We start from the raw sequence: 25,247 nt of genomic DNA on the forward strand, positions 1-25,247 counted from the left end.
GGAATAAGGGAAGGCCATGGTGTGAAAGATTCTCCCGCTTCGTCAAGGAAAGAGATTTTAAATATTGCTGGTTTTTAATTTTGTGAAATGATTTTGGATGGGCTTGTATTGAAGATAAAGTAACGATGTGTTTTGATCGATTGCCTCCTGCTTCGTCCCCGCAACGGTATGGCGCATAAGCATATAAATGCTGCTGGAGACAGCGTGGTCTGGATAGCTGAGTTGAGGTGTTTTGGAAAATATTTGGACAAGTGAATGCAAGATATATGGCCTTTTCTTGTAAAAAGTAAAAATATGTCATTCATTGGTTCGGCCTCTACCAATCCCTCCCACCCTCCGATTCCTCCCGCGACCACCATCCGACGGAAGTTGCCGGTGAAGCGCCTGATCCCTGCTATAGAACTAAGGTCGAGCTGGAACGATGCTTTCCGCCGGAAAGCGGTCCGGCTCGCTTTTTCGCCAGGAGCCGTCAATGAAAAAAATGCTGATCGCTTTGCTGGGAGTGACTGCCTGCCTGTCCGCTTCTTCCGTTCTGGCTGCCCAGACGGCCGACGATAAGAAATGGATCGCCCAGTGCATCAAAGACAATAAGGATGAAGGCGCCAAAGCCGAAGTCGTGCAGAAGTATTGCGAATGCATGAACGACAAAATGGACGACAACGAAACCCGCTCCATCAGCCAATGGGAAAAAGCCAACCCCGCCGCCATGAAGGAATGTGAGCAGAAATCCGGCTGGAAGTGAGCCGGCGGCTGGCCCCACCAATCCCCGTGCCGACTGGCCGGGGATTGTTTTTCTGGTGGAGATGGGTGGGGGAGGGAAGCGCGGAGGACAGGGGGAGAGGCTGGGCGTGCGTCAGACCTGGAGCCGGGCTGCAAGGAATTCGATCAGCAGCCGGGTCTTGGCCGGCAACACGCGCGAGGCGACCACGGCGTAGACCGGGATGCGCGGCAGATGCCAATCGGGCAAGACGCGCTGCAACAGACCCTGTTCCAGCGCCGGACGGGCCAGCGCCAGCGCGAGTGCGGCGATGCCATGGCCGTTTTGCGCCAGCGAACCCATCATGGTCACGTTATTGGTGGTGAAACGGCCCTTGACCCGCACCTCGACGACTTCGCTGCCGCTCTCAAGTCGCCAGGTCGCGCCCATCATTTCCGACGGCAGGCGGATGCAATCGTGTTCGGGCAACTGTTCCGGCCGCTCCGGCTCGCCATGGCGTGCCAGATAGAGCGGTGAAGCGAACAGCAGCCTTTCCATATCGCCCAGTTTGCGTGCCACCAGTTGCGGGTCGTTGACCGGCCCCAGCCGCAGCGCCAGATCGATATGTTCGCGGTCGAGTTCGACATGGCGCGGCGACAGATCGAGCACAAAGCTGATGGCCGGATAGCGGCGGGCGAACTCGTCGATCAAAGGCAGCATGTAGTTGAGGCCGAACTCGACCGGCATCGACAGCCTTAGCTGGCCGCTTGGCTGTTCGGCCATTTCGCTGAGCCCGGCATGGGCCATGTCGAGATCGCTCAGGATCGCGCGGCAGCGCTCGAAGTAGCGCTGCCCGGCCTCGGTCAGGCGGATTTCGCGCGTGGTCCGGCTCAGTAATCGCACCCCAAGATGTCTTTCCAGCGCCGTCATCCGGCGCGACAGGGTGCTGTTGGGGATGCCCAGCGTCTCGCCCGCCCGGGTAAAGCTGCGTTGCCGGGCGACTTCGACGAACAGGGCAATGTCGTCCAATCTGGCTTTCTGCATCATTGTTCCATTGTTGCAGAGCTGTTCTGTATTCAGGACGATTTATCGCCATTGATGCAGCAATTACAGTACATCCCTCCCATTCCCCTGCTGGAACCGACCGATGGACCCGCTGTTTACCCCGCTTGAACTGAGCCTGTTCACCCTGAAAAACCGTCTGGTGATGGCACCGATGACCCGTTCGCGCGCCGATGAAGACGGTGTGCCGACCGAATGGGTGGCGCCCTATTACACCCAGCGCGCCGGCGCCGGCCTGATCATCACGGAAGGCGTCTATCCGGCCCGGATCGGCAAAGGCTATGTGCGTACCCCCGGTATCGATAGCCCGGCGCAGCGCGAGGCGTGGCGCACTGTCAGCGATTCGGTGCATCAGGCGGGCGGGCTGGTGTTCATGCAGTTGATGCATTGCGGCCGGCTGGCCCACCCGGCGCTCAATGGCGGTGAGACACCGGTTGCGCCGTCGCCAATTGCTGCTCAGGCAACGGTCTGGACCGATCAGGGCCCCGTGCCCGCTGTCGTGCCGCGTGCGCTTGACCGGGCCGGTATCGCCGAAGTGATCGGGCAATATGCCGACGCTACCGCAGCGGCCCTGGCGGCCGGTTTCGACGGGGTCGAACTCCATGCGGCCTCGGGTTATCTGCCCGAACAGTTTCTGTCGTCGAATGCCAATCAGCGTGACGACGAATATGGCGGCAGCGCCAGCAACCGGGTCCGCTTCGTCCTGGCGCTGCTCGACGCCATGATCGCCGTGGCCGGCCCCGGCCGGGTCGGCATCAAGATCGCACCCGAGATGGGCTTTAACGATATGGTCGATCGCGATCCAACCGAGACTTACGGCCGACTGATAGATGGTCTCAATGAACGGCCGCTGGCCTATCTGCATGTGATGAATTCCCCCAACGCCAGCGCCGACTATCACGCGCTGCTGCGGCCGGTCTACCAGGGGGTCTATCTGGCAGGCGGCGGTCTGGGGCGGGAGACGGCCGCTGCGCTGCTTGCCCGCCATGGCGCCGATGCCGTGGTGTTCGGTTCGCTCTTCCTTGCCAACCCCGACCTGCCGCAACGCTTTGCCCGTGGCGCAACGCTCAATGTGCCTCGGCGCGAGAGCTTCTATTCGCCGGGGCCGGTTGGGTATCTCGACTATCCGGTGCTGGCCGGTTAGGCGAGCGGCAGGCGGTGGCTCGCTGGCGCATGTCTCTCTGGGTCGGAGCCACTGGCAACGCGGCTTGGCTGGCCTGAGCGTGATGCGCTGTATTCGGTTTCTCCGACGCCGAGTTTTGCAGGAGTGCCTTGATAAATAATTTCTGCCAAATATGTGCCAGATACAGGGGTTCTAAGAGCGAAAAATGAGATTTCAGTGCTGTCTGGCCGAGCGTCGTCGGAAGGGATGCAGTGCAGGGGAGACAAAGTGTCGGCTGTTGCCGCTGCTGGGGAAGACGATCTAGAGCACCAGAGGTGGGCGTTCGAGCGGGGTGACGTCGGGGCTGGACAGATTGTCGGCAATCTGGCCGTTGCTCTGGCAGTCGGGGCTGCTCAGGAACAGATCGAACAGCGAATGGATGCCCGGTTTGCTGCAAGCACAGCTCGATGCGCAGTCGGTCTTGCAGCAGTCGGTGGTGGATTTGTTAGCCGATTTGGCTGGAGGAGGGGTTTTGGCCGGGGCGGGTTTGACTGCCGGTTTCTTCTCGGCGGCCTGGCCGTAACCTGCCTGATCGGCCCGCGATTGCGGGGCCACCGGTGCGGCCAGGGCTGTCAGCGACAGGCCCAGCGCAAGCCAAGGCGCCAGCAAAACAGAAAGGGAACGGGCGGGAGCGATCATAACAATAAGTGTAACTGAGGACGTGAATATCGGACAGTCCGCCTATCAGCTCCCGCCATCTGGACGGCACCGCCTGGGGCGGTGCCGGACCCAGATCAGCCGCGATCGCAGCCGCGCGGCACGGACCAGCTGGTGTGCGGCTTGACGTGCTTGAGGCGGTAATCGATATCGATCTGGTCGCCGATCAATTCCTCGATCTCCGCCACGCTCATGATGTAGCTGTCGAGCGGGTTGAGGCGTTCCTTGTTGGGGATGAACCAGCCGATGACCTGTAGTTCGTCGGCGTCGTCACGGGTCACCAGCACCTTCCAGAAATATTCGGGCGTGGGAACACCGTGGCTGTGGCGGAAGAAATCGTTGCGCTCGTCGCCATAGACCAGGCCGCCATAGACCCGCACCGGGTTGAGATCACGATAGCACTCGGTGATTTCTTCGGTTTTCTCCCAGATGCCGCGATTGAACGAGGCCACCTGCGGCACGATATTGGTCATGTAGTTGGCGCGCTTGCCCAGCAGATTGCTGTGGTCCATATGGTTGGCAGGCACCAGATGGCCACGATCGTAGCCCGAATGGACGCTGGCATAGCTGGCGGTCGACCACTGCTGCTGGCAGCCGGCCGGCAGTTGCGGGTCGAGCGTGAACTTGCTCGGGCGGGGCAGATAACCGACGTCGAAGTCGGCCAGATACTCGAAACGCACGGCGGTGCGGTTTTCGCAGTCGAAAGTCAGGCTGAAGCCGTCGTAGTCGAGCGTAACCAGATGATCCGAGTTCTGGGCGCTGGCGGCGAAGGAGGCCAGGCTCAGGGCAAGACCGAGCAGTAGTCGGCGCATGGATTTCCCCTTGTTGGTATGTAAAGAAAGCGGCCCATGATGGAGCCGCTTTTTTGCAGGCGCATTGCACACCCCCTAGATGTGCTGCGCCCGTTCGACGGTCCGGCGTCGAACGGGCGCGTATGGTCGTCAGCTTCGTCTTTTAATACAAGCGCTTGCTATGTAGTTGAGATGGCAGTGTAGTTTTTCGACCAATGAAAACGCTGTGTTGGAACGTATGTCAGACCATGGGCATGCTAATTGCTACTACATTGGTATTGTACTGGTGTTTGCAGTACCGTCATGATGTGGGCATAATGCGTCTGGCATTTTTATGCCGAATCAATGCCCGCGCCGACCCCCCGGCGCTTCCAGCCATCAGGGAAACATCCATGACGTCCGGTATCTCCGCACTGCGCCCCCTTCGCACCGCTTTGTTTATCGCAGCCGCCCTGACCGCCTCCGCCGTTCTGCCGGCCCAGGCCGCGTCGGTCCAGCCGGCTGGTGGTTGCGGTACAGCCACCCTTCCCTGTAGCACCACCTATCGTTTCGAAGGTGCCGCCTTACTGGCCGGTCGGATCGGCCCGCTGCCCGAGCTGGAAATCAGCGAATCCGCCCCTGGCGCCTTCGATCTGACGGGCAACCGTACCCTGGCCATCCTGCCCTTGGCCCCGCTGACCCTCGACAAGACTTCGCCGCTTCAAGTGCAAGTGCGCAATGCGCGCGGGGAAGTGGTCAACGGCGCCGTCCGCGCCCAATTCCTGACCAGCAGCCTCGATAGCCGGGGCGAGCTGCGCCTCTATCTCGACGCTGGTTGGAACAGCCCGGGCGATGGTCCGTACCGGATCACCCTGAGCGGCTTGCGCGCTACCGTGGTCGACAGCAGCTATGAAGGCGAACTGGCGCTGCGCATCGGCGGCGCCCGCCGCAGCGACAGCCTGCCGCTCGAAGACGGCGAGATCGGTTCCGATTTCGGTGCCAAGGCCACGCTGGCCTGGCTGCCGGTCACGGTCAGCGCCACCCAGGGCACCGGCCTGCCCGCGCCGGTGCAGATCGCCGACCCGACCCAGGCCGTGATCGCCGGGCTCGAAGTCAAGGTCGGCCGCTACGAAGGCAAGCCGGTCGCCGTCTATGTGGCGGCCATGTTGGGCGGCCAAATTCTGCTGCTGACCGATGGAGGCTGGATGCCGTTCTCGATGCTGAGCGCTGCCGCTGCGGCCGGTGAGCGTCCGCGCCTGGCCTACAAATCCTTCCCGGCCACGCCGCGTCTGATCGATATCGATATCCTGAGCCAGCCCACCGACATCAGCGGTCTGCAAGGTCTGTCGCTGCTGATCGGCTACGGCCTGGGCGCTGACCCCGACAGCTTCTCGGGCAGCGAATCGGCCTTCGCCGAGATGTTGAATAGTCAGCGCTTCACCCAAATCTATAGTCGCTGAACGTCTGGCTGAACGCGCGGTCCATCCCACCGCCCGTCTTCGCGAGAAGACGGGCGGTGGTATTTTTTGGTGCCTTAAATATCCTCTGATTCCTTTGCAGGTTACTTTTAGGACTCCTTATCAAGGAGACCTCTGCAATGCGCCATCTGCTTTAAATTTCCTGGCCAAACCTTATCTCTCCCTTAGCCATCCAATAAATCATCCTTCGATTCAGCAGCAGGATATTTATCAGGAAATACAAAAGCTGGTTTCCACGGGAGCGCGCAATGAACCCACGCAAACAATGTTTTCCGCCGGTGGTCGATGCCCAGACGCGACTGCTGGTGCTGGGCAGCCTGCCCGGCGAGGTGTCGCTCGCCAAGTCCGAGTATTACGCCCATCGGCAGAATCAGTTCTGGCGCTTGATCGGCGAGGTGATCGGGGTGGCGGGGCTGCGCGATCTCGACTATCCGAGCCGGCTCGACACCTTGCGCCGCCACGGCGTGGGGCTGTGGGACGTGATCGCCGAGGCCGAGCGCGAGGGCAGTCTGGATGGCAATATCCGCAACGATGTGCATAACGATCTGGCCGAGCTGGTCGCCTCGCTGCCGGCCTTGCAGGCGGTGGCATTCAACGGCGGCACTTCGGCCCGGATCGGCCGGCGCAAGCTCGCCGGTCTGGCGCCGCCGCTGCGGCTGATCGATCTGCCGTCGTCGAGTCCGGCCTATACGCTGCCGTTTGCCGACAAACTGGCGGTCTGGATGGGATTAAGGGAATTCGTCTCGGGCGCTGCGGGAAACCGCCCCGTTTGATCTGGATCAATCAGCCGCAGGCGTTCGCTTGATCGCGGTCAACGTCAGCGGCGGCCTGATGGCGTGAAATGACGGCAATCCATCGCCAGATCCGACCACCGGAGAGCCATCATGAACGTCGCCCTGCAAGACCTGTTTACCACTGACATTGGCATTCTCAGTCTTGCCACCATCGGTTTTATTGTGGGGATGGCCGGCTACCTGGGCTGGTTCGTTCATCAGAAGGTGCGCGAGGCCGAGCAGGCGGAAAAGTCGCAGCCACGCCAGGAGTAGAGTGAAGCGGTGCAGGACGCGATGAGCCGGTTTGGACGTCGCGTCCTTTTTTATGGCTGACTGGACGGTCAGCCGAACTTCTCAGCCAGGAAGCGATGGATCTCGCTGCTGATCTTGGGCTTCAGGGCCGACAGCAGGAAACCCAGCTTTACCACCACCATCACCTCGGCCGGTGCCACCTTCAACTGGCCCGATACGCCTGAACGCTGGAATTCCAGCACATCCCCCTGCCAATGGTAATCGAGGCCGAACTCGGCCTTGAGCTTGGCCGCCACCTGCTCGGCCAGAGAGCGCGCCTCGTCGTGCGGCTTGTTATGAGGATGGTGGATGACGATGTCCGACATGGAAGATCCTTGCTGATTGAAATAGAGCGGCACGTCTGGCGCGCCGGCACGGTTCCGCCGCCATCTCACGATGGCGGCTGGGCGCCGTTACAGATGGATGCCCTTCATGATCTGCATAAAGGCGATCTGATCGGCAGTAAGCGGCTGCGGTTCCTTCTTCTCGCCCTTGTTCGAGGCCGCCTGGGAATCGGGGAACATCCGATAGGCGGTATTCATGATGATCTGGGCCACCCGTGGTGCCACCGCATGGACGATCTGACCAAAGATGCCCAGCCCCGACGCCACCCGGACCGGCTTGTAGATCACCGCCTGGGCCACCAGATCGGCGGCTTCGTCGGGGTTGATGATCATCGGCATGCTCTTGTAGATCTCGGTCGGTGCGATCATCGGCGTGCGCACCAGCGGCATATTGATGGTGGTGAAGTAGACGCCACGATCGGCAAATTCGCTGGCTGCACAACGGGTGAAGGCATCGAGCGCCGCCTTCGAGGCCACATAGGCCGAGAAGCGCGGCGAGTTGGTCAGCACCCCGATCGACGAGATATTGATCACATGCCCCGATTTGCGCGCGCTCATGCTGGGCAGCAGCGCCAGCGTAAGGCGCAGGCTGCCGAAGTAGTTGAGCTGCATGGTGCGCTCGAAATCATGGAAGCGGTCATAGCTGTTTTCAACGGCCCGGCGGATCGAGCGGCCGGCGTTATTGATCAGCACATCGACATGGCTATGCTCGGCCAGGATCTGCTGGGCCAGTCCATCGATGGCGTCGAGATCGGACAGATCGCATGAATAGATGGTGCAGCGGCCGCCGCTGGCTTCGATGTCCTTGCGGGTCGCTTCGAGCTTTTCCACATCGCGCGCCACGATGATCACATGGGCGCCGGCCGCCGCGAGCTTGATCGCGCTGGCCTGGCCGATGCCGCTTGAGCCGCCCGTGATCACGATATGCTTGCCCTTGGCCACCCCGCTGAGCGAACGGTCGATAAACAGATCGGGGTCGAGATGGCGCTCCCAGTAGTCCCACAGCCGCCAGGCATAGCTCTCCAGCGACGGCACGGCGATATCGGTGCCTTGCAGCAGCTTCTGGGTCTGGCGGCAATCGAAACGGGTCGGATAGGCCACGAACTGCATCACATCGGGCGGCAGTCCCAGATCTTTCAATACCGCATCGCGGATGCGCCGGATCGGCGTCAGACTCGCCAGCGCCTCGCGCACCATCGACGGAATAAAACCGAACATGGCCGGGTTGATCCGCACCGTCATCTTGGGCGCGTGGGCGGCCTCGGCAAAGATCGCCAGCACTTCGCCGACGCGGCGGGCATTGGGGTCGGTCAGATGGAAGCACTTGCCGTTCTGGCCGCTCAGATGGGCCAGATGGTCCATCGCCTCGACCACGAAATCGACCGGCACCAGATTGATCCGGCCGCCATCGAGGCCGATGGCCGGCATCCAGGGCGGCAGCAGCCGGCGCATTTTCTGGATCAGTTTGAAGAAGTAGTAGGGGCCGTCGATCTTGTCGATCTCGCCGGTCTTGCTGTGGCCGACCACGATGCCGGGCCGATAGACCCGCCAGGGCCGCTTGCATTCGCGCCGCACCAGCCCTTCGGAGTCGTGCTTGGTCTTGAAGTAGGGGTGGGACAGCTTGCCCGCTTCTTCGAACATGTCCTCGGAGAACACACCGTCGTAGAGGCCGGCCGCGGCAATCGAGCTGGTGTGGTGGAAGATGCCGGCGTCGATGGCCTCGGCCAGTTGCAGGGCGTGGCGGGTGCCGTCGATATTGGCGCTTTGTTGTTGTTCGGCGCTGGCCTTGAGGTCGTAGACCGCAGCCAGATGGAAGAAGTGTTTGATCTTGCCCTTGAGGTCGGCGAGGTCGTCATCGCTGACGCCCAGTCGGGGTTGAGTCAGGTCGCCCACTACCGCGACCACCCGGTCGGCATCGCGACCCCAGCGCGCTTTATGCTCAGCCAGCTTGTCGAGCGATCCTTCGCGGACCAGCACATAAATCCGTCCTTTGCGTCGCTGTAGCAGGGTGTTGACCAGATGATGACCGATAAACCCGGTTGCGCCGGTGACGAAATAGCTCATTCTGCGTACTCCTTCTGATTCCCCGTTGCGGTACTTGTGTTGGCCGGCAGCGCCGCGCCTGTTTTTGTTGCCATATGCTCGAAAGCCGCGCCGTTGCTTGGACGGCGGCGGCCCCCCGTGTTCTATAATCGGCGGGTCGCGGCGTCAAGCGGGGCCGGACGGCTCCTGCGCGATCCATACAACAGAACGCAAAAATAGGGGAGAAGCATGTTGTTGAATTTATTCGGCTCAGACCGCGAGGCCATGTCAGGTGTGGACACCGCCTGGCTGCGAATGGATCGCCCAACCAATCTGATGGTGATCAACGGCATCATGTTTTTCGACGGCCCGGTCGATTTCGAGCGGCTGAGCGCCGTGATCGACAGCCGTCTGCTGCGCCATCGCCGTTTCAAGCAGAAGGTGGTGCGCAGCGGCGCCAACGCCGCCTGGGAGGACGACCCGGACTTCGACCTCGCCAACCATCTGCATCTGGTCGCGTTGCCAGGCCAGGCCGGCAAAGCCGAACTGGAGCGGATGGTCAACGACCTGATCAGCACGCCGCTCGATTTTGCCAAGCCGCTATGGCAGTTCTATGTGGTCGAGAACTACCAGGGCGGCAGCGCGCTGATTGCCCGTATCCACCATTGCATCGGCGATGGTATCGCCCTGATCCAGGTGTTGCTGTCGATGACCGACAAGGAGGCCGATGCCGCCGTTGCCACCCGGCCGCGCAAGCCGCGCTTCCATGCCGGCGGTGACGATGACGATCTGTTCATGCGGCTGTATCGCCCGGTCGCCAAGATGTACACCGGGATGCTCAAGTCCTATTTCAAGCTGATCGGCACCGGTTACGGCCTGATGATGAATCCGTCCAAGCTGGCCGGTTATACCCAGACCGGCCTGGGGCTGGCGGAAGGTCTGGCCCGCCTGACCACCTTGCCGGCCGACCCGCGCACCCGCTTCAAGGGGCCGCTCTCTACCGTCAAGCGCATTGCCTGGTCCGAATCGCTGCCGCTTGCTGAAGTCAAGCATGTGGGGCGGGCGCTGGGCTGCTCCATCAACGACGTATTGTTATCGTGCGTGGCCGGCGCCCTGCGTGCCTATCTGATCGATGCGGGCGAAGAGGACATCGACGGTCTCGATATCCGTGCCTCGGTGCCGGTCAATCTGCGGCCCGAGAGCAAGCTCGACCAGCTCGGCAATTATTTCGGCCTGGTGTTCCTGTCGCTGCCGATTGGCGTGGCCAACCCGATCGAGCGGGTCTATGAAGTCCGGCGGCGGATGGAAGAGATCAAGGGCTCCTATGATGCCGTGATCGCGCTGGGTCTGCTGTCGCTGCTCGGTATGTTGCCCGACGCGGTCGAGCAGCCGGCCATCGAATATTTCAGTACCAAGTCCACCGCCGTGATGACCAATGTGCCCGGCCCGCGCGAGCAGATCTATATGGCGGGCAGTCCGGTGCGCGACCTCAATTTCTGGGTGCCGCAGTCGGGCGAAATCGGCATTGGGGTATCGATCCTGTCCTACAACGAGCATGTGAATTTCGGCGTGATGACCGACAAGAAGCTGGTGGCTGAGCCGGCCCGCATCGTCGAGCGCTTCGGGGCCGAATTCGAGAAGCTCGTGCTGGTGACCCTGATGCAGCACTGGGACCAGCCGCCCGACCCGGGTCTGGCCGAGATCAATCTGGCGCTGTGGAGTCTGATGCACGACGTCGAGGCCGAATCGTGAGCCGCGCGTGTTATCGTTCGCCGGGGCGGCGATACGGTTGTCCCGGTTTCGTTCCGCGCTGTCCCTGTTCGCCGTGGAACGGCTCGGGCAGCGTAGCGCGGTCTTTTGGCCGAGCTTATCTGGAGTTGTGAATTTATGTTTTCCGAACGTATTTCCCGTCTACAGGGATCGTTGGTGCGCGAGATTCTGGCGATCGCCCAGCAACCCGAGATGATTTCTTTCGCAGGCGGCCTGCCGGCCCCCGAAGCGATGCCCAAGGTCGATTTCACCGGCATGCCTGACAGCCTGTCGCAATATGGCCCGAGCGAAGGCGAAGCCTGGCTGCGGGAGGCGATTGCCGCCGAGATGTCGCGGATCGGCGTTCCGGCCAAACCCGACAATGTGCTGGTGCTGACCGGCTCGCAGCAGGGTCTGGACCTTGCGGCCAAGTTGTTTGTCGATCAGGGCACGCCGGTGATGGTGGAGGCCCCGACCTTTCTGGCGGCGGTGCAGTGTTTCAGCCTATTCGGTGCCAAATTCGTCGAAGTCGGTCTGACCCCCAACGGTCCGGACCTGGTGCAGATGGAACAACTGCTCGAACGTGAGCGGCCGCGTTTTGCCTATCTGATCCCAACCTTCCAGAACCCGGCCGGCTTCTGCTACGACGCCGCCACCCGTACCCGGATCGCCGAGCTGTTCGACCGCTACGATGTGGTGCTGCTCGAAGACGAACCCTACCGCGAACTGGCCTACGACGAGTGCGACCGCCAGCCGATCTGTAGCCAGCTCAAGTCGGCGCCATGGATCCACTTCGGCACCTTCTCCAAGACCGCCGTGCCGGGCATGCGGGTGGCCTATCTGGTGGCCGACCAGCGTCTGATGCCCTATCTGTACAAGCTCAAGCAGGCCGCCGACCTGCATACCAGCCGGCAGGGCCAGTGGGCCATGCACAAGCTGCTGACTTCGCCTGACTATCCGGCCCATCTGGAGCGGCTGCGTGGCTTCTACAAGGTCAAGCGCGATGCGATGGCCGAGTCGCTCGACCGGCATTTCCATGATCTGGCCGACTGGGTGGTGCCGCCGGGCGGCCTGTTCTTCTGGCTCAAGCTCAAGCGTGAAGCCGATACCTATGCCATGCTGCCCAAGGCGCTCGAGCGCAAGGTGGCCTTTATGCCGGGCCAGCCGTTCTACGCTACGCCGCGTATCTCCAACGAGCTGCGGCTCAACTTCAGCAACGCCAGCCTTGAGCGGATCGAGGAAGGGGTGAGGATTCTGGCGGAGGTGATCCGTAAGGAACTGGGCTAGCGCCTGGCCAGACCATTCGGCGTCAGCGTGTCCCAGCCGCGTAGCACTCAGCGAGGCTTGGCGGCGGCTCCGCTGCCGAGGCAAGTGCTCTGCGGAGTGTCCCTTACCAGCGGAGCCGACTGATAGGTAAGTCGGACGCCGGTTTAAACGGCAACACCCATCAGGCCACAAGAAATCCCGCACCTATTTGAAAGGTGCGGGATTTTTTATTTTTTGGGTTTTTCTGAGACTACGTCTTGCAGATATTTTGCTGATTATTTTAATTATTGCCCTGTCCAGTCCTTGCGTACCGTCAAGCTCAATCCTCCAGTTCCGACTTGGCAAATTCGATATCGAGGGTTTCCATGGCGTCGAGCGGCTGGCTGGCGGCGGCTTGTTGATATTGCTCGGTGGCTTCCTTGATCTTCTTGTTGCCGAACAGCATCAGCAGGCCGTTGGCGTATTCGATCCGGGCAATGGCCGAGTCGGGCAGCAGTTCGAGGGCGCGGCGGTAGTGTTCGAGCGCCTTGTCCTTCGACACCCCGTACGTGAGCGAGCCGACCATGCCGCCGATCTTGTCGATGATCTCGGCGTGGTAGGCGCCCATGGCGATATGGGCTTCGGCGTGGTTGGGGGCGAGTTCGAGGGTTTTTTCCAGGCTGTGTTTGACTTTGCCGGCCACGCCCTGGGCCAGCGCCTTGGCAATCGAGATTGCCTGGCTGTAGCGGCCAAGCGCGTAAGCGTGCTGGTAGTGGGCGTTGATATTGTCGGGATTGGCAGCGATCAGCGCTTCGGCCCGTTCGGCGACTTCTTCAAACAGGGGGACTTTGGCTTCGTCCTCGTCGACCAGATAGGTGGCATAGATCGACTGCGCCTTGTTGGCGGCATTGGCGCCCGAGGCGTTGCCGGCGCGCAGGCCCAGTTCGACGGCCTGGGCGAATTCGCCGGTGTGGTAGGCACGCCAGGCATCCTGGGCGGTGGGGTCGGTCGGCCAGGGTTCCTGGTCGCCGGCGTGGAGCCGACTCCACGCCGCTTGCAGCTTGTCACCGCTGTAGTCGTAGGTGTCGTGCGGGAAAGGGGTCCAATTGTGCATCTTCGCCTCTTTGTCGGGGGGTATCGGCTGGGATTATAGACAGACCGCCTCCACCGCCTTCGCCCCCCGATCGCATCCGTACCCGGGATGCCACACCGCTGTCGTGTCGGTGACTAGAGCAGGTGTTCCAACAGATCGGGACCGAACACTTCACGCTGGATCTGGTTCGGCTGCACACCAAGCTGGAGCAGTTGCTGCCGCTGTGCCTCCATAAAGCCACGCGGCCCGCATAGCAGGAATTCGCCCGACAGCAGATCGGGCGTGATGACCTGTTCCAGCGCCATCCGCCCGGCGCGGGCCTGGGCTGGCAGGTCGCCGGTTTCATACCAGAAGGCGGTACCCATCTGCGGCAGGCTGGCGCGGGCGGCGACCAGATCGGCACGCAGCACCTGCGCGCTGGCCGCACTGGCGGCATGGGCAAACAGCAGGGGGCGGCTGCTTTCCTCGAAGGCCAGGGTATTGAGGATCGATACCATCGGCGTGATGCCGACACCGGCCGAGATCAGCACCAGCGGCCGCTCGCCGCCCAGTTCGGGAGCGAAGTCGCCAAAGGCCGGGCTGACGGCGATGGGGCTGCCGATGCGGAGCGTCTGGCGCAGATGGTTCGAGACCATGCCGGCCGGGTCGCCGGTTTCGGCCTTGATGGTGATCCGCCACCACGGCTGCTGCGGCGCGTCGGACAGGCTGTACTGGCGCAACTGGCGCAGACCATTGTCGAGCTGGACGGCAACGCTGACATACTGGCCCGGGCGGAACCGACCGGGTGAGCGACCCTGGGCATCCTGTAGATAGTAGGAAGTCACCAGATCGGTTTCGCGGCGCCGTTCGATCACCCGCAGATCGAGCAATTCCCCGGCAGCATGGCCGCTTTGCCGGTAGAGCCGGGCTTCGGCGGCGATCAGTTGCCCGGCCAGCAGGCCATAGGCTTCTTCCCAGGCCGTCAGCAGTTCGGGCGTGGCGGCGTCGCCCAGTACAGCGGCGATGGCGCCCAGCAGATGGTGGCCGACGATGGGGTAGTGCTGCGGCCCGACCCCGAGCGAGGCGTGCTTGTGCACGATGCGCTCGATCACCGGTGCCAGGGCAGCGGCATCGTCGATATGGGCGGCATAGGCAAACACGGCATTGGCCAGCGATTGCTGCTGCACGCCAATCGCCTGATTGCCCTGATTGAACAGGTTCTTCAGCGCCGGATGGGCTGCGAACATCTCGCGGTAGAAATGCTGGGTGATGGCAAGACCGTGTTGTCGCAGTACCGGCACACTGGCGGCGATCAAGGGACGGGCAGTGGAGGACAGCATGGGGAGGCTCCTTGTGGGATTTAATTGGTATTTAAAATGCAACTTTTAGTCCGAGCCGATGGGCAGAAGGTCATCGTTCAGGACGGCAACAGACGCACTAAATACTGCTGCTGCAATTCGCCAAGTGCACTGGCGGTGGAGCCGGTGGTCACGTCGGCCAGGGTGTAGTCGTCGAGACTGGCGTAGAAGGCATCGAGCGCGCGGTCAAGGATGCCTTTGAGTCCGCAGCGGCCTTGCAGGAGACAGGGCGGCTGCGCACAGTCGATCAGGGGGGCGTCGGTTTCCAGTGCCCGCAAGGTGCTGCCCAGGCGAATCATCGTGGCCTCGCGGCCTAGCCGCAGACCACCGTTACGGCCCCGGGTGGCGATCACCAGACCCAGTTTGGCCAACCGGTTGACCACCTTGACCAGATGGTTGTGCGGAATGCCGAACTGGGTAGCAATCTCGGCGCTCGTGACAGGCGGCACCCGAGCTTCCTGCTGTCGGCTCAGATACATCAACACGCGTAGGCCTAAGTCGGCAAAACGAGTCAGTTGCATGGAAAACGACGTACACGGGAAGAACGCGGAGGATGGTAATTAACTTGCATTTGCAATGCAAGTTAATGGCGACATGAGCGCCACCCGTCACGGATGGCCAGATGGCGCAGAGAGGTCGTCGGACAGGGCGGTGCGAGGCTGATACTATAAAGATAAAAAATTAGCCCACCCTGATGTAAATCAGCGGCGGGCTATCGGCAGTTCATTTCAAATCCGGCCAAACAACCCTTCTGTAGGCTGCACTAGCCGCCATGCGGCATAGTGCATCCTTGGGTCGGACACGCTGTGTCCATGAATCAATCCATCAGGACGGTTCCGCAATCGACTGGCGCGGTTCGATGCGCTCGCCCGTTTGCAGGCGCCATAGCGCGGCATAACCGCCGTCAAGCGCCAGCAGTTGCTCATGGGTGCCCGCTTCGGCGATGCGGCCGTCTTCCATCAGATAGATGCGATCGGCATGGCGGATGGTGGAGAGCCGGTGCGCGATCACCACCGTGGTACGGCCACGGCTGACCACATCGAGCGAGCGCTGGATGGCGGCTTCGGTTTCGTTGTCCACGGCCGAGGTCGCCTCATCGAGAATCAGCACAGGCGGGTTTTTCAGGATCGCCCGCGCCAGTGCCAGCCGCTGCCGCTGTCCGCCCGACAGTTTCTGGCCGCGTTCGCCGATCCGGGTGGCAAAGCCCAGCGGCAGTTTCTCGATAAACTCGGTGGCCTCGGCGGCGCGGGCCGCTGCGGCGATCTCGGCGTCGCTCGCGCCGCTGACGCCATAGGCGATATTGTCAGCGACCGTGCCGTCGGTCAGAAAGGTGTCCTGGGCCACATAGCCGATACAACGGCGCAGGTCCTGCAAATTGAGTTCATCGACGGGCTGGCCGTCGAGCCGCACCCGGCCCGACTGCGGCTGGTAAAAGCGCAGCAGCAGCTTGATCAGCGTGCTTTTCCCCGAACCGGTGGCGCCGACAAAGGCCACGGTATGGCCGGCCGGGATGGTCAGATCGACTCCATGGAGCACCGGCCGCTCGCCATAGGCGAAATTGACCTGCTCGAAGCGGATATCGCCGCGCACCGAATCGGCCGGGAAATGCCGGCCTTCATAGCTGATCTGGATAGGCGTGCCGAGCAGACCCATGGCACGGTCGATGGCGGCCATCGAGCGCTGGTACATATCGGCGACCTCGGCGAGCGAGGTCATCGGCCACAACAGACGCTGGGTCAGAAACACCAGCACCGAATAGGCCCCGACCGCCAGTTGGCCATGCAGGGTGAGCCAGCCGCCATAGACCAGGGTGGTGGTAAAGCCGGCCAGGATGGCCATCCGGATCACTGGAGTAATCGCCGAACTGACCAGGATCGCCCGGGCATTGGCCTGGCGGTAGGTATCGCTGGCTTCGCGGATATGCTCGGCCTCGAACTGCTCGGTCGCAAACGCCTTGATGGTGGCCAGACCCAGCAGATTGTTGTTGAGCCGTGCCGACACGTCACCGGCCGCTTCGCGGACTTCCAGATAGCGCGGTGCCAGCCGTTTCTGGAACCAGAAGGCGCCGATCAGGATCAAGGGCACCGGCAGCAGCGCCACCAGGGCAATCGACGGCTGGAGTGCGAAGAACACCGCGCTCACCATGATGGACGAGCAGACCACCTGGATAATCTGGTTGGCCCCCCCATTGAGAAAGCGCTCCATCTGGTTGATATCCTCGTTGAGGATGGACAACAGATTGCCGGTCCGCTGATTCTCGAAATAGGCCATATCGAGCTTCTGCACATGCCGGTAGGCGTCGAGCCGCAGGTCGTGTTGCAGGTTCTGCGCCAGATTGCGCCATTTGAGCGAGTAGAGATATTCGAACAGCGACTCGCCGCCCCAGATCAGGGCATTGAGCAGACCCAGCAACAGCAGCTGGTGCCAGGTGTCGGTGATGCCGAAGCCGCCCAGCACCTGCTTGGCGAGAAACGACTTTTCACCGTTGACCACGATGTCCACCGCCACCCCGATCAATACCTCGGGCAGCACATCGAAGAATTTATTGAGAACCGAATACAGACTCGCCAGATAGATATCGCGGCGATAAGGGCCGGCATAGCCGAACAGTTTTTTTAACGGGTGCATGAGGTCATTCCGTCGGAAAGGTAAAGAGCGTGGCGGGACAGGGGGCCTGGACAGAGTGTCCCGGATGGGGTGTCCCTGACCGGGCGTCCCTAACCGGGCGTCCCTAACCGGGCGTCCCTAACCGGGCGTTCTGAGTCTCGGTACGGGAGGCCCCGGCCTTGCCTGGGAGCATGGGGCAGGCGTACTGCACATTACAATAATTTTTTGTTTTTGAGTTTTATATATCTTGCAATGTTTTTGCAGAAAACTTTCCAGAAGCCAATACCTGGCCTTTGGGCGGCAAATTGGTGCCGACCCAAACGACAACAGCCGCCCGGGGGCGGCTGTGTCATCTTGCGGGGCTTAGCGCAGCTCGGTGAGCAACGCGTCGAGCATGGTATTGCTGCTCGACTCGGCCAGGGCGCTGCCATCCTTGGCGGCGAACCGGACCGTGGTCTCGTTGCCTTTGCCCGAGACCACCACCAGGTATTCCGGCGCGCTGTTGCTGGCATCGGACTTGGTATCTTCCTTCTTCCAGAACGCCAGCTTGGACAGGAAGCCCGAGTCGTCCTTCTTGGCCTGCACCACGCCCGGACGGATGTAGTAGAGGCCGAGCGAGCGGTCGCGGTCGTAGACGTTGTAGCCGTTGCGCTCAAGCGCCAGGCCCACCCGGCGCCAGGCGCGGTCGAAGCCTTCGCTCAGTTGCAGCACGCTGCGGCCTTCCTGATTGCTCAGACGGGCGCGCTCGCTGCCCGGTGCCGTCGGCGCCAGGGCGGCGGCCGGATGCTGCGGCTTGGCTTCGGCCACTGCCTGGGCGGCGGCGTCGGCCGTGACGCCGAGCTTGACCAGCAGCTTTTTCAGCATCTCGGCTTCACGCTCGGGCTCGGGCTTGCGGACGGTCCAGCGCGTGTCGCTCTTGTCCTTCTCGGTAAACACCTCTTCCATGCCGCGGTGGCTGATATAGATCTCGGTGCTGCCGTCGGCGTTGCGTTCGAGTCGCATCCGGTACTGGTCGATCAGACCGGTGGAATAGAGTGTGCCGAGCGCGCGCGAAATGGCCGAGCGCAGCGTGCCGTTGGGCACATCGGGGCGCTGTTCGAGCCAATCGGTTTCAAGCAGGCCGGCGGCCGGGCTGTCGGTGGTGAGCTTGAAACCCTGATCGAGCCAGAAGTCACGGGCCTGCGGCCAGACCTTTTCGGCCGGGGCATTGACCACCAGCCAGCGTTGACCGCCGGCGCTTTCGAGCCGGACCTTGTCAAAGCGCGGCAGCACGGCGCCGCTTTCGAGTGCCTTGCGGCCTTCGGGGCTCAGGGTGGCTTTGTTGAGACCCGGAATATCGTAGGCAGCGCTGCTTTCCGGCGCGGTCAGATCGGGCGGGACTTCGAGCGAGCGCTGGCTGATGGCGCCACGCGAACGCTTGTATTCCGGACTGTCCTGCTTCTCTTCGAGAAACGGGACGCGCAGATTGCTGCAACCACTGACGGCAAGCGCCACGGCCAGCACCGCCAGCGGGCGGCTATGGGAAAGAATGGACTTCATGCGCGGATATCAGACTCGGTTCAGGCCTCGATACCGGCTTCACGCATTGCAGTGCGGACCGGATCGACACAGGAGGGCGACAGGGGAACGAGCGGCAGACGGATGCCATTGTGCAGCAGACCCATCTGATGCAGTGCCCACTTGGCCGGAATGGGGTTGGCTTCGATAAACAACTGCTTGTGCAGACCTTGCAGCTTGTCGTTGGCAGCGCGGGCTGCCTTGAGTTCGCCGCGCAGCGCAGCGCCGATCATCTGGGCCATCAGTTTGGGGGCGACGTTGGCCGTGACCGAGATCACGCCATGGCCGCCCAGCAAGGTGAAGGCCAGCGCGGTCGCATCATCGCCCGAATAGAGGATGAAGTCGGCCGGGGCGCGCTTGATCAGGTCGGCGGCGCGGGCGATGTCGCCGGTGGCGTCCTTGATGCCGACGATATTGGGAATCTGGGCCAGGCGCAGCACGGTGTCGTTGTGCATGTCGGCGCTGGTGCGGCCCGGCACGTTATACAGCAGCATCGGCAGATCGACTGCTTCGGCAACCGCCTTGAAGTGGCGGTACATGCCTTCCTGGGTGGGCTTGTTGTAGTAGGGAACCACCGACAGCGTCATCGTGGCGCCGACTTCCTTGGCCTGCTGGCTCAGCGTGATCGCTTCGCGGGTGGAGTTGCCACCGGCGCCCGCGATCACCGGGATGCGCCCGGCTGCGTACTCGACCGTGGCACGCACCACATCGATATGTTCCTGCATATCGACCGTGGCCGACTCGCCAGTGGTGCCGACCGAGACAATGGCGGTCGTGCCGGCCTCGATATGGAAGTCTACGAGTTTCTTGAGGCTGGCGAAGTCGAGGCTGCCGTCCTCGAACATCGGCGTGACCAGAGCGACCAGACTGCCTTGCAACATGGTGGATTTCCTAGTGCCCCGAGAGGGCGCGGGTTGTCAGGGAGAGCGGCATTCTAACCCGAATGCGCGCGGACAGCGTAACGACTGCCGCACCGCGCGTCGGTTCCCTCCCGCAGGGGTTTTTCAGGCTTCGTGGCTGCCCAGACCGACATATTCGGGGTAGTCGGTGATCAGCGTATGCAGGCCGTATTCGCGCATCAGGCCGTGCTCGAAAGCGGTCCGTGCGCCGTAGACTGCGTTGCGGAAACCCAGGGCGTTGGCCTGGTCCATCAGCTCGGGATCGACGATCTCGTAGTCCCACACCAGTGTGCGCAGCCGCGAGAAGTTGAGCGCGGCATGGAGGAGGGAATTGAGCGCCGCCGGTCGGTGGGCATTGAGTAGACCGCAATCGACCCGCAGCTGCTCGGCCGCTGCCAGCACCACATCATGGCGGAACGAGGTCACCAGCAGGCGATGGCTGCTTTCGAACTGTTGCAGGATGGGCAGCGCCACGCTGGCCGCGGCCGGGGTCTTGATTTCGATATTCCAGTAGGTGGCGGGAAAAGCGTGCAGCGCCTCGGACAGGGTCGGAATGGCATGGCCGCACAATTCGCCCAGCTCGCGCCGGGTCAGGGCGGCGACCGGGGTGCCGTTGGGGGCGACCCGGTCGTGGTAGAGGATGGCTTCCTGATCGGCCGAGACGCGTACATCGGTCTCGATACCGTCAAAGCCCAGTTGCAGGGCGGCGGCAAAGGCATCCAGGGTGTTTTCGGCAGTATGGCGGTGGTAGCCGCGATGGGCGAGCAGTTGCATGAGGTCCTCCGCAAGTTGGCTGGCGAGCGGCCGCGCTGGCATCGTCGCCGAGTCCGGCGGCACGTCAATCCGCTATCCGGCTGCTGGCCGTCGGCGCTTCGTTTGAGCTAACGGCACCCATCGGGCCTGGCCGGATCGGGCTTGGACAGCTTGCAACAGCCCGATGTTCGGCTTGTCCACTTGAGTGCGCGCCATGACTTCGTTCGGGCAGCTTAGCAAATATCGGGGCGCTAGAGCTTGAACTGTGCCACCTGTTCGCGCAGCTCGGCGGCCTGCCGGCGCAGCCGTTCGGCCGCCTGGAGCGCGCTTTTGACCGCGCCGTCGTTTTCCTGCGCCATATTGCTGATCGCCTCGACATTGCGGGCAATGTCGTGGCTGCTGCTCGATTGTTCCCGGGTGGCGGCGTCGATCTCGTTGATCCGGGCCGACAGGCTGCGGGTATGGTCGAGAATCCGCCGCAGCGCCTCGGCCGCCCGGCTCGACTGTTCCACCCCGGCAGCGATCTGGTTGCTGGCGGCCTCGACCTGCCGCACCGTGGCGCTGCTTTCCTGCTGGATGCCCTGGATCATCCGCGCAATCTCGACGGTCGCCTGTCCGGTGCGCTCGGCCAGTTGCCGCACCTCGTCCGCCACCACGGCAAAGCCGCGTCCCTGCTCGCCAGCCCGCGCCGCTTCGATGGCGGCGTTGAGCGCCAGCAGATTGGTCTGATCGGCCACGCCCTTGATCACCGTCGCAATCGCATCGATCTCGCGCGCCCGGCTGTCGAGCCGCTGCACCATCTGTTTGACGCTGCTCATGGTCTGGTCGACCGTCCCGATATCCCCGGCCGTCGCTTCGACCCGCTCGACCGCCTCATGGCTCAGTGCGGTGCTCTGCTGCGCCGCTTCGCTCGCTTCATGGGTGCTGTCGGCCACATGGTTGATGCTGACTGCCATTTCCTCGACCACCGCAGCGGTCGAGCCGGAGAAATCGCTCTGCCGGCTTGAGCGGCCGGCGACCGAGCGGGCCAGTTCGTCGAGTGCCTGGCTGTCGCGTTCGATATGGTCGCTCTGGCGATGGATTTCGCTGACCAGGCCACGCAGCCGCTCCAGCATCGCATTGACCGCCATGGCGATCCGGCCGATTTCATCGTGGCGCCCGACGACGACCCGGGCCGTGAGGTCGAGCCGGCCGCTGCTGAGTCGGTCGATCTGCTCGCTCAGGGCCAGCAGCGGCCGGGTGCTGCGGCCGATCAGCCAGGTCAGCAGCAGCGCCATCGCCAGCAGGCTGGCCAGCCCAGTGCCGGCCGACACCCACAGTACCGCATTGGCAGGCGCCAGCGCGGCTTCGAGCGGGAAGTCGATCCGCACCGCCCAAGGGGTATCGACGCCCTCGAGCCGGATCGGTTCAAGCTGCGAGCCGGTATCGCCCTGTTCGTAGTAGTACGGCTTGCCCGCCTTGAGTGCGGCCCGTGCCGCCTCCGGCAGATCGGCCGCCGGCTTGCCCAGCTGGGTGTTGTCGGGGTGGGCGGCGTAGGCGCCGCCATGCGAGATCAGCATGGCGCGGCCCGTGTCATACGGTTTGATGCTGGCCAGCATCTCTTGCAGGCGCGACAGCAGCAGATCGGCCCCGACGATGCCGACAAAGCTGCCTTTGACCTTGATCGGACTGACCAGCGAAGTGATCAGATGGTCGGTGCCCTGGATCTTGTACAGATAAGGCTCGATCAGCGCATCGCGGCCGTTTTGCTTGGGGAGCTGGTAGTAATCGCCCGGCCCTGGCTTGTCGTAGTCGAGCAGCGGCTCGACGGCAATCTGACCGCTGCCCCGGTTCCAGTAGGGCACGTAACGGCCGCTGGCGTCGTGGCCCGGCTTGCCGCTGTAGTCGGCATCGCGCTGATCGAGCGCATTGGGTTCCCAGCCCATATAGAGGCCGACCAGGGTCGGCATATTGCTCAGCATCCCCTGCTGCATCAGGTCGAACTGCTCGCGGCTCGGTGCCTGCCCGGCGCCATGGCTGGCGGCGACGGCGTAACTGAGGCTGCGCACCGCGGCCATCACCTTGTCGAACTCGATCTGGAGCACCGTCGCTTCGCGCTGGGCCAGCAGGGTCATACGGTCGAGCGCCGCCGTCTTGGCACTGGCGCGAGCTTGCAGGCCGACCAGACCGGTACAGACGCTCATCCCCAGCAGCGTCAGCCACAACACCCCGACGATCAGACGGGTGCGAAACGACAGGTTCTTCATATGACTCTCCCGGCAACGACCTTGTCGTTCTAGCTCAGCCTCAGCCGCGGCGCCAGAGCCGGTGCTGGCTGGTGGAGGTGAAGGTTTGTCGGTCATGAAAAATGTAAAATATATTCATTTTTCTTTAATATCGGCAATCTGTCTTGCGGTGGATTTTCCTAAAAATTTAATTAAAGCGAAAATGCTGAATGGTGAGTAAAAGAACGGCTGGCGGTTTTATTCAGGGCCAGGCAGGAGGGCCGAGCCGGTTGTGCTGAAATGAAATTGCAATTTTTCGTCGCAATAAGGTCGTTTTTTTCCTAGCTAACAATATTGATTGGCAGACTGTGCTGTAAATGGGGGTTTAATTGGTGCGAAAGTCCGAGAAAATCCCGAATACCGAATTGTGGCCGTTCTGGGCAGCAGCTATATCGTGCCGGTGCGCGGGATAACATCAATTCATGCCGCTGCTTAGCTGTCATCCATAACAGTTGTGTCGCCGGTTTTCGCTGGGGCAGTATGCCGAGACGCCTTGCTAACAAAGCCTGGCGTAATAAGACGCCCGAGGGGGATGCCTATTTTAATGGCATTGATCGGTATTTAAATTGATCGGGCGTCCATTCTAATTAGACAGATATACAAAGCAGTAGAGAGGAGATTGACCCATGATGTTGTCCCGTCCTGTCGCGCTGACCGCCCTGATCGCCGCCGCCTTTGCTGCGCCGGCCATGGCGGGCGGCACCGAGGCTGCCACCCAGCCCAAACCGGGTCTGACCAGCCAACTGATCGTCAAGTACAAGGAGGGTATGCAGCGCGGCGCCAGCGCCACGCGTCCGCATGCCGCCAATTCGCTGCGCGCCATGGGCTTCTCGGCCCAGAACGTGCGCGTCACCAACGACGGCGCCCAGATCGTCCAGCTTGACCAGGCCGTGTCGGCCGAGGAAGCCGCCCGTCTGGCCCAGGCCCTCGAAGCCAGCGATGCCTCGATCGAATACGCCGAGCCCGATCTGGTGATGAAGCCGATGTTCTGGCCCAACGACAAGTTCTTCAATCAGCAATGGCATTACTTTGAAGAAGTCGCCGGCATGAACCTCAACGAAGCCTGGGACAAGTCGACCGGCTCGGGCGTCACCGTGGCCGTGCTCGACACCGGCTACCGTCCGCACGCCGACCTGGCTGCCAATATCGTGGGCGGCTACGACTTCGTCAGCGACAAATTCATGGGCAACGACGGCGACGGCCGCGATGCCGACGCCAAGGACCCCGGTGACGGCGCCAAGGCTGGCGAGTGCAGCTTCTTCCAGTTCGAGGACGAGCCCAGCAGCTGGCACGGCACCCACGTAGCCGGCACGATCGCCGCCGTGGCCAACAACAAGATCGGTGTCGCGGGTGTGGCCTTCAACGCCAAGATCCTGCCGGTGCGCGTGCTCGGTAAGTGCGGTGGCATGACCTCCGATATCGCCGACGCCATCGTCTGGGCCGCTGGCGGCACGGTGGCCAATGTGCCGAAGAACCCCAATCCAGCCAAGGTGATCAACCTGTCGCTGGGTAGCGGTCTGCCGAGCGCTTGCGGCCGTACCACCCAGGACGCCATCAACAAGGCCTACGCACTGGGCGCCGTGGTGGTGGTCGCAGCCGGCAACAGCCGTGCCCTGGCCGATCGCTACAGCCTCGCCAACTGCCAGAACGTGGTGGTGGTCGGTGCCGTCGATCGCACCGGTAGCCGTTCCTTCTACTCCAACTACGGTACCGTGGTGGACGTGTCGGCCCCTGGCGGCGATATGCGCAGCAACAGCAGCAACGGCGTGCTGAGCACCCTGAACAACGGGATGTTCGATCCCGACCAGGACAGCTACGACTACTACCAGGGCACCTCGATGGCCGCCCCGCATGTAGCCGGCGTGGTCGCGCTGATCCGTTCCAAGTTCCCCAACCTCAACCCCGAACAGGTCGAAGACCGTCTGAAGGCGACCACCCGGCCGTTCCCGCTGCCGTGTGACGGCTGCGGCACCGGTCTGGTCGATGCGGCCCGCGCCGTGTCGTCCAACATCTTCGTCTGGCCGGGTACGCCCGAAGTCGAGCCGAACAACGATATTGCCTCGGCCCAGAACATCGTGCAGCGCAAGACCAAGGTCAGCGCCACGCTGCTGAGCGATACCGATGTGGACTTCTACCAGATCAAGCTGCCCGGTCTGGCCACGCTGTCGGCCAAGCTGACCCCGAACGACCGTTCGGACTACGATCTGGTGCTGTTCGACGCCGCGGGCAAGCGCATCGGCGAGAGCAATATCGGCGCCGATGGCAAGAACGAGCTGGTGCAGGTGCGTAACAGCAGCACGGTGACCACCAACTACTATGTCCAGGTCGTCTATCGCAGCGGTGGCACCGGTATCAACGGTGGCCGCTACCAGATGGACTTCGCCTGGTAAGAAGTGGCTCGTACCGGCCGTTCGCGACACGGCGGCCGGTAGGAACCCAAGGTCCGGCGCGATCCGCGCTGAATCGGCCGGACCACCCCCCCTGTAT

The 25,247-nt window shown here is 62.4% G+C and carries 21 protein-coding genes; 8 read left to right on the forward strand and 13 right to left on the reverse strand.

What is annotated here, in order from left to right:
- Positions 1-472: 472 nt before the first annotated feature.
- Positions 473-742 carry a hypothetical protein gene (locus ACFOW7_RS18875; RefSeq protein WP_378167307.1) on the forward strand — a complete coding sequence of 90 codons (270 nt, stop codon included), beginning with the start codon at positions 473-475 and terminating at the stop codon, positions 740-742.
- A 111-nt stretch (positions 743-853) separates the two neighbouring features.
- Here the strand turns inward: ACFOW7_RS18875 and ACFOW7_RS18880 are convergent, their stop codons facing one another.
- Positions 854-1,726, reverse strand: coding sequence for a LysR family transcriptional regulator (locus ACFOW7_RS18880; protein ID WP_378167309.1), 873 nt, complete (start codon positions 1,724-1,726; stop codon positions 854-856).
- A gap of 118 nt (positions 1,727-1,844) precedes the next feature.
- On the opposite strand from ACFOW7_RS18880, the gene ACFOW7_RS18885 reads away from it, so the two are divergent.
- Complete coding sequence (locus ACFOW7_RS18885) at positions 1,845-2,903, forward strand: alkene reductase (protein WP_378167311.1); 1,059 nt, start codon at positions 1,845-1,847, stop codon at positions 2,901-2,903.
- A gap of 279 nt (positions 2,904-3,182) precedes the next feature.
- On the opposite strand, the gene ACFOW7_RS18890 is transcribed toward ACFOW7_RS18885, so the two are convergent.
- Complete coding sequence (locus ACFOW7_RS18890) at positions 3,183-3,560, reverse strand: hypothetical protein (protein ID WP_378167313.1); 378 nt, start codon at positions 3,558-3,560, stop codon at positions 3,183-3,185.
- A 95-nt stretch (positions 3,561-3,655) separates the two neighbouring features.
- A complete protein-coding gene (locus ACFOW7_RS18895) occupies positions 3,656-4,390 on the reverse strand; it encodes a DNA/RNA non-specific endonuclease (protein WP_378167315.1) in 735 nt (244 codons plus the stop codon).
- 371 nt (positions 4,391-4,761) lie between these two features.
- On the opposite strand from ACFOW7_RS18895, the gene ACFOW7_RS18900 reads away from it, so the two are divergent.
- From ACFOW7_RS18900 to ACFOW7_RS18910, 3 genes are all read left to right on the forward strand, one after another.
- Positions 4,762-5,808, forward strand: a complete 1,047-nt coding sequence (locus ACFOW7_RS18900; RefSeq protein WP_378167317.1) for a hypothetical protein — start codon at positions 4,762-4,764, stop codon at positions 5,806-5,808.
- 266 nt (positions 5,809-6,074) lie between these two features.
- Positions 6,075-6,599: a DNA-deoxyinosine glycosylase gene (locus ACFOW7_RS18905; RefSeq protein ID WP_378167319.1), complete on the forward strand. Its 525-nt coding sequence runs from the start codon at positions 6,075-6,077 to the stop codon at positions 6,597-6,599.
- Between the two features lie 111 nt (positions 6,600-6,710).
- Positions 6,711-6,872, forward strand: coding sequence for a DUF3149 domain-containing protein (locus ACFOW7_RS18910; protein WP_378167321.1), 162 nt, complete (start codon positions 6,711-6,713; stop codon positions 6,870-6,872).
- Positions 6,873-6,940: 68 nt separating this feature from the next.
- Here the strand turns inward: ACFOW7_RS18910 and ACFOW7_RS18915 are convergent, their stop codons facing one another.
- A complete protein-coding gene (locus tag ACFOW7_RS18915) occupies positions 6,941-7,216 on the reverse strand; it encodes a polyhydroxyalkanoic acid system family protein (RefSeq protein ID WP_378167323.1) in 276 nt (91 codons plus the stop codon).
- 87 nt (positions 7,217-7,303) lie between these two features.
- Positions 7,304-9,298 (reverse strand): SDR family oxidoreductase, encoded by a 1,995-nt coding sequence (locus ACFOW7_RS18920; RefSeq protein WP_378167325.1) that lies wholly within the window; start codon positions 9,296-9,298, stop codon positions 7,304-7,306.
- A gap of 207 nt (positions 9,299-9,505) precedes the next feature.
- Between ACFOW7_RS18920 and ACFOW7_RS18925 the strand changes: the two genes are divergently transcribed.
- Both ACFOW7_RS18925 and ACFOW7_RS18930 read left to right on the forward strand, forming a co-directional pair.
- Entirely contained in the window at positions 9,506-11,008 is a 1,503-nt protein-coding gene (locus ACFOW7_RS18925) for a WS/DGAT/MGAT family O-acyltransferase (RefSeq protein WP_378167327.1), read from the forward strand.
- A gap of 135 nt (positions 11,009-11,143) precedes the next feature.
- Complete coding sequence (locus ACFOW7_RS18930) at positions 11,144-12,292, forward strand: aminotransferase-like domain-containing protein (protein ID WP_378167329.1); 1,149 nt, start codon at positions 11,144-11,146, stop codon at positions 12,290-12,292.
- A gap of 298 nt (positions 12,293-12,590) precedes the next feature.
- Here the strand turns inward: ACFOW7_RS18930 and ACFOW7_RS18935 are convergent, their stop codons facing one another.
- From ACFOW7_RS18935 to ACFOW7_RS18970, 8 genes are all read right to left on the reverse strand, one after another.
- Positions 12,591-13,364 (reverse strand): hypothetical protein, encoded by a 774-nt coding sequence (locus ACFOW7_RS18935; protein WP_378167331.1) that lies wholly within the window; start codon positions 13,362-13,364, stop codon positions 12,591-12,593.
- Between the two features lie 113 nt (positions 13,365-13,477).
- Positions 13,478-14,662: a globin domain-containing protein gene (locus ACFOW7_RS18940; protein ID WP_378167334.1), complete on the reverse strand. Its 1,185-nt coding sequence runs from the start codon at positions 14,660-14,662 to the stop codon at positions 13,478-13,480.
- 77 nt (positions 14,663-14,739) lie between these two features.
- On the reverse strand, positions 14,740-15,201 hold the full coding sequence (locus ACFOW7_RS18945) for an RrF2 family transcriptional regulator (RefSeq protein WP_378167336.1): 462 nt from the start codon (positions 15,199-15,201) through the stop codon (positions 14,740-14,742).
- A 304-nt stretch (positions 15,202-15,505) separates the two neighbouring features.
- On the reverse strand, positions 15,506-17,308 hold the full coding sequence (locus ACFOW7_RS18950; RefSeq protein ID WP_378167338.1) for an ABC transporter ATP-binding protein: 1,803 nt from the start codon (positions 17,306-17,308) through the stop codon (positions 15,506-15,508).
- Between the two features lie 342 nt (positions 17,309-17,650).
- Positions 17,651-18,826, reverse strand: coding sequence for an outer membrane protein assembly factor BamC (gene bamC / locus ACFOW7_RS18955; RefSeq protein ID WP_378167341.1), 1,176 nt, complete (start codon positions 18,824-18,826; stop codon positions 17,651-17,653).
- 20 nt (positions 18,827-18,846) lie between these two features.
- Positions 18,847-19,725: a 4-hydroxy-tetrahydrodipicolinate synthase gene (gene dapA, locus ACFOW7_RS18960; RefSeq protein WP_378167343.1), complete on the reverse strand. Its 879-nt coding sequence runs from the start codon at positions 19,723-19,725 to the stop codon at positions 18,847-18,849.
- 123 nt (positions 19,726-19,848) lie between these two features.
- A complete protein-coding gene (locus ACFOW7_RS18965; protein ID WP_378167345.1) occupies positions 19,849-20,517 on the reverse strand; it encodes a glycerophosphodiester phosphodiesterase in 669 nt (222 codons plus the stop codon).
- Positions 20,518-20,747: 230 nt separating this feature from the next.
- Positions 20,748-22,742, reverse strand: a complete 1,995-nt coding sequence (locus ACFOW7_RS18970) for a methyl-accepting chemotaxis protein (protein ID WP_378167347.1) — start codon at positions 22,740-22,742, stop codon at positions 20,748-20,750.
- 644 nt (positions 22,743-23,386) lie between these two features.
- On the opposite strand from ACFOW7_RS18970, the gene ACFOW7_RS18975 reads away from it, so the two are divergent.
- The gene (locus ACFOW7_RS18975) at positions 23,387-25,150 is read left to right on the forward strand and encodes a S8 family peptidase (protein ID WP_378167349.1); all 1,764 of its coding nucleotides are present in this window, start codon (positions 23,387-23,389) and stop codon (positions 25,148-25,150) included.
- The last annotated feature ends 97 nt before the right edge of the window (positions 25,151-25,247 follow it).

Origin of the sequence: Chitinimonas lacunae (genome assembly GCF_042650885.1) — a bacterium.
GTDB lineage: Bacteria > Pseudomonadota > Gammaproteobacteria > Burkholderiales > Chitinimonadaceae > Chitinimonas_A > Chitinimonas_A lacunae.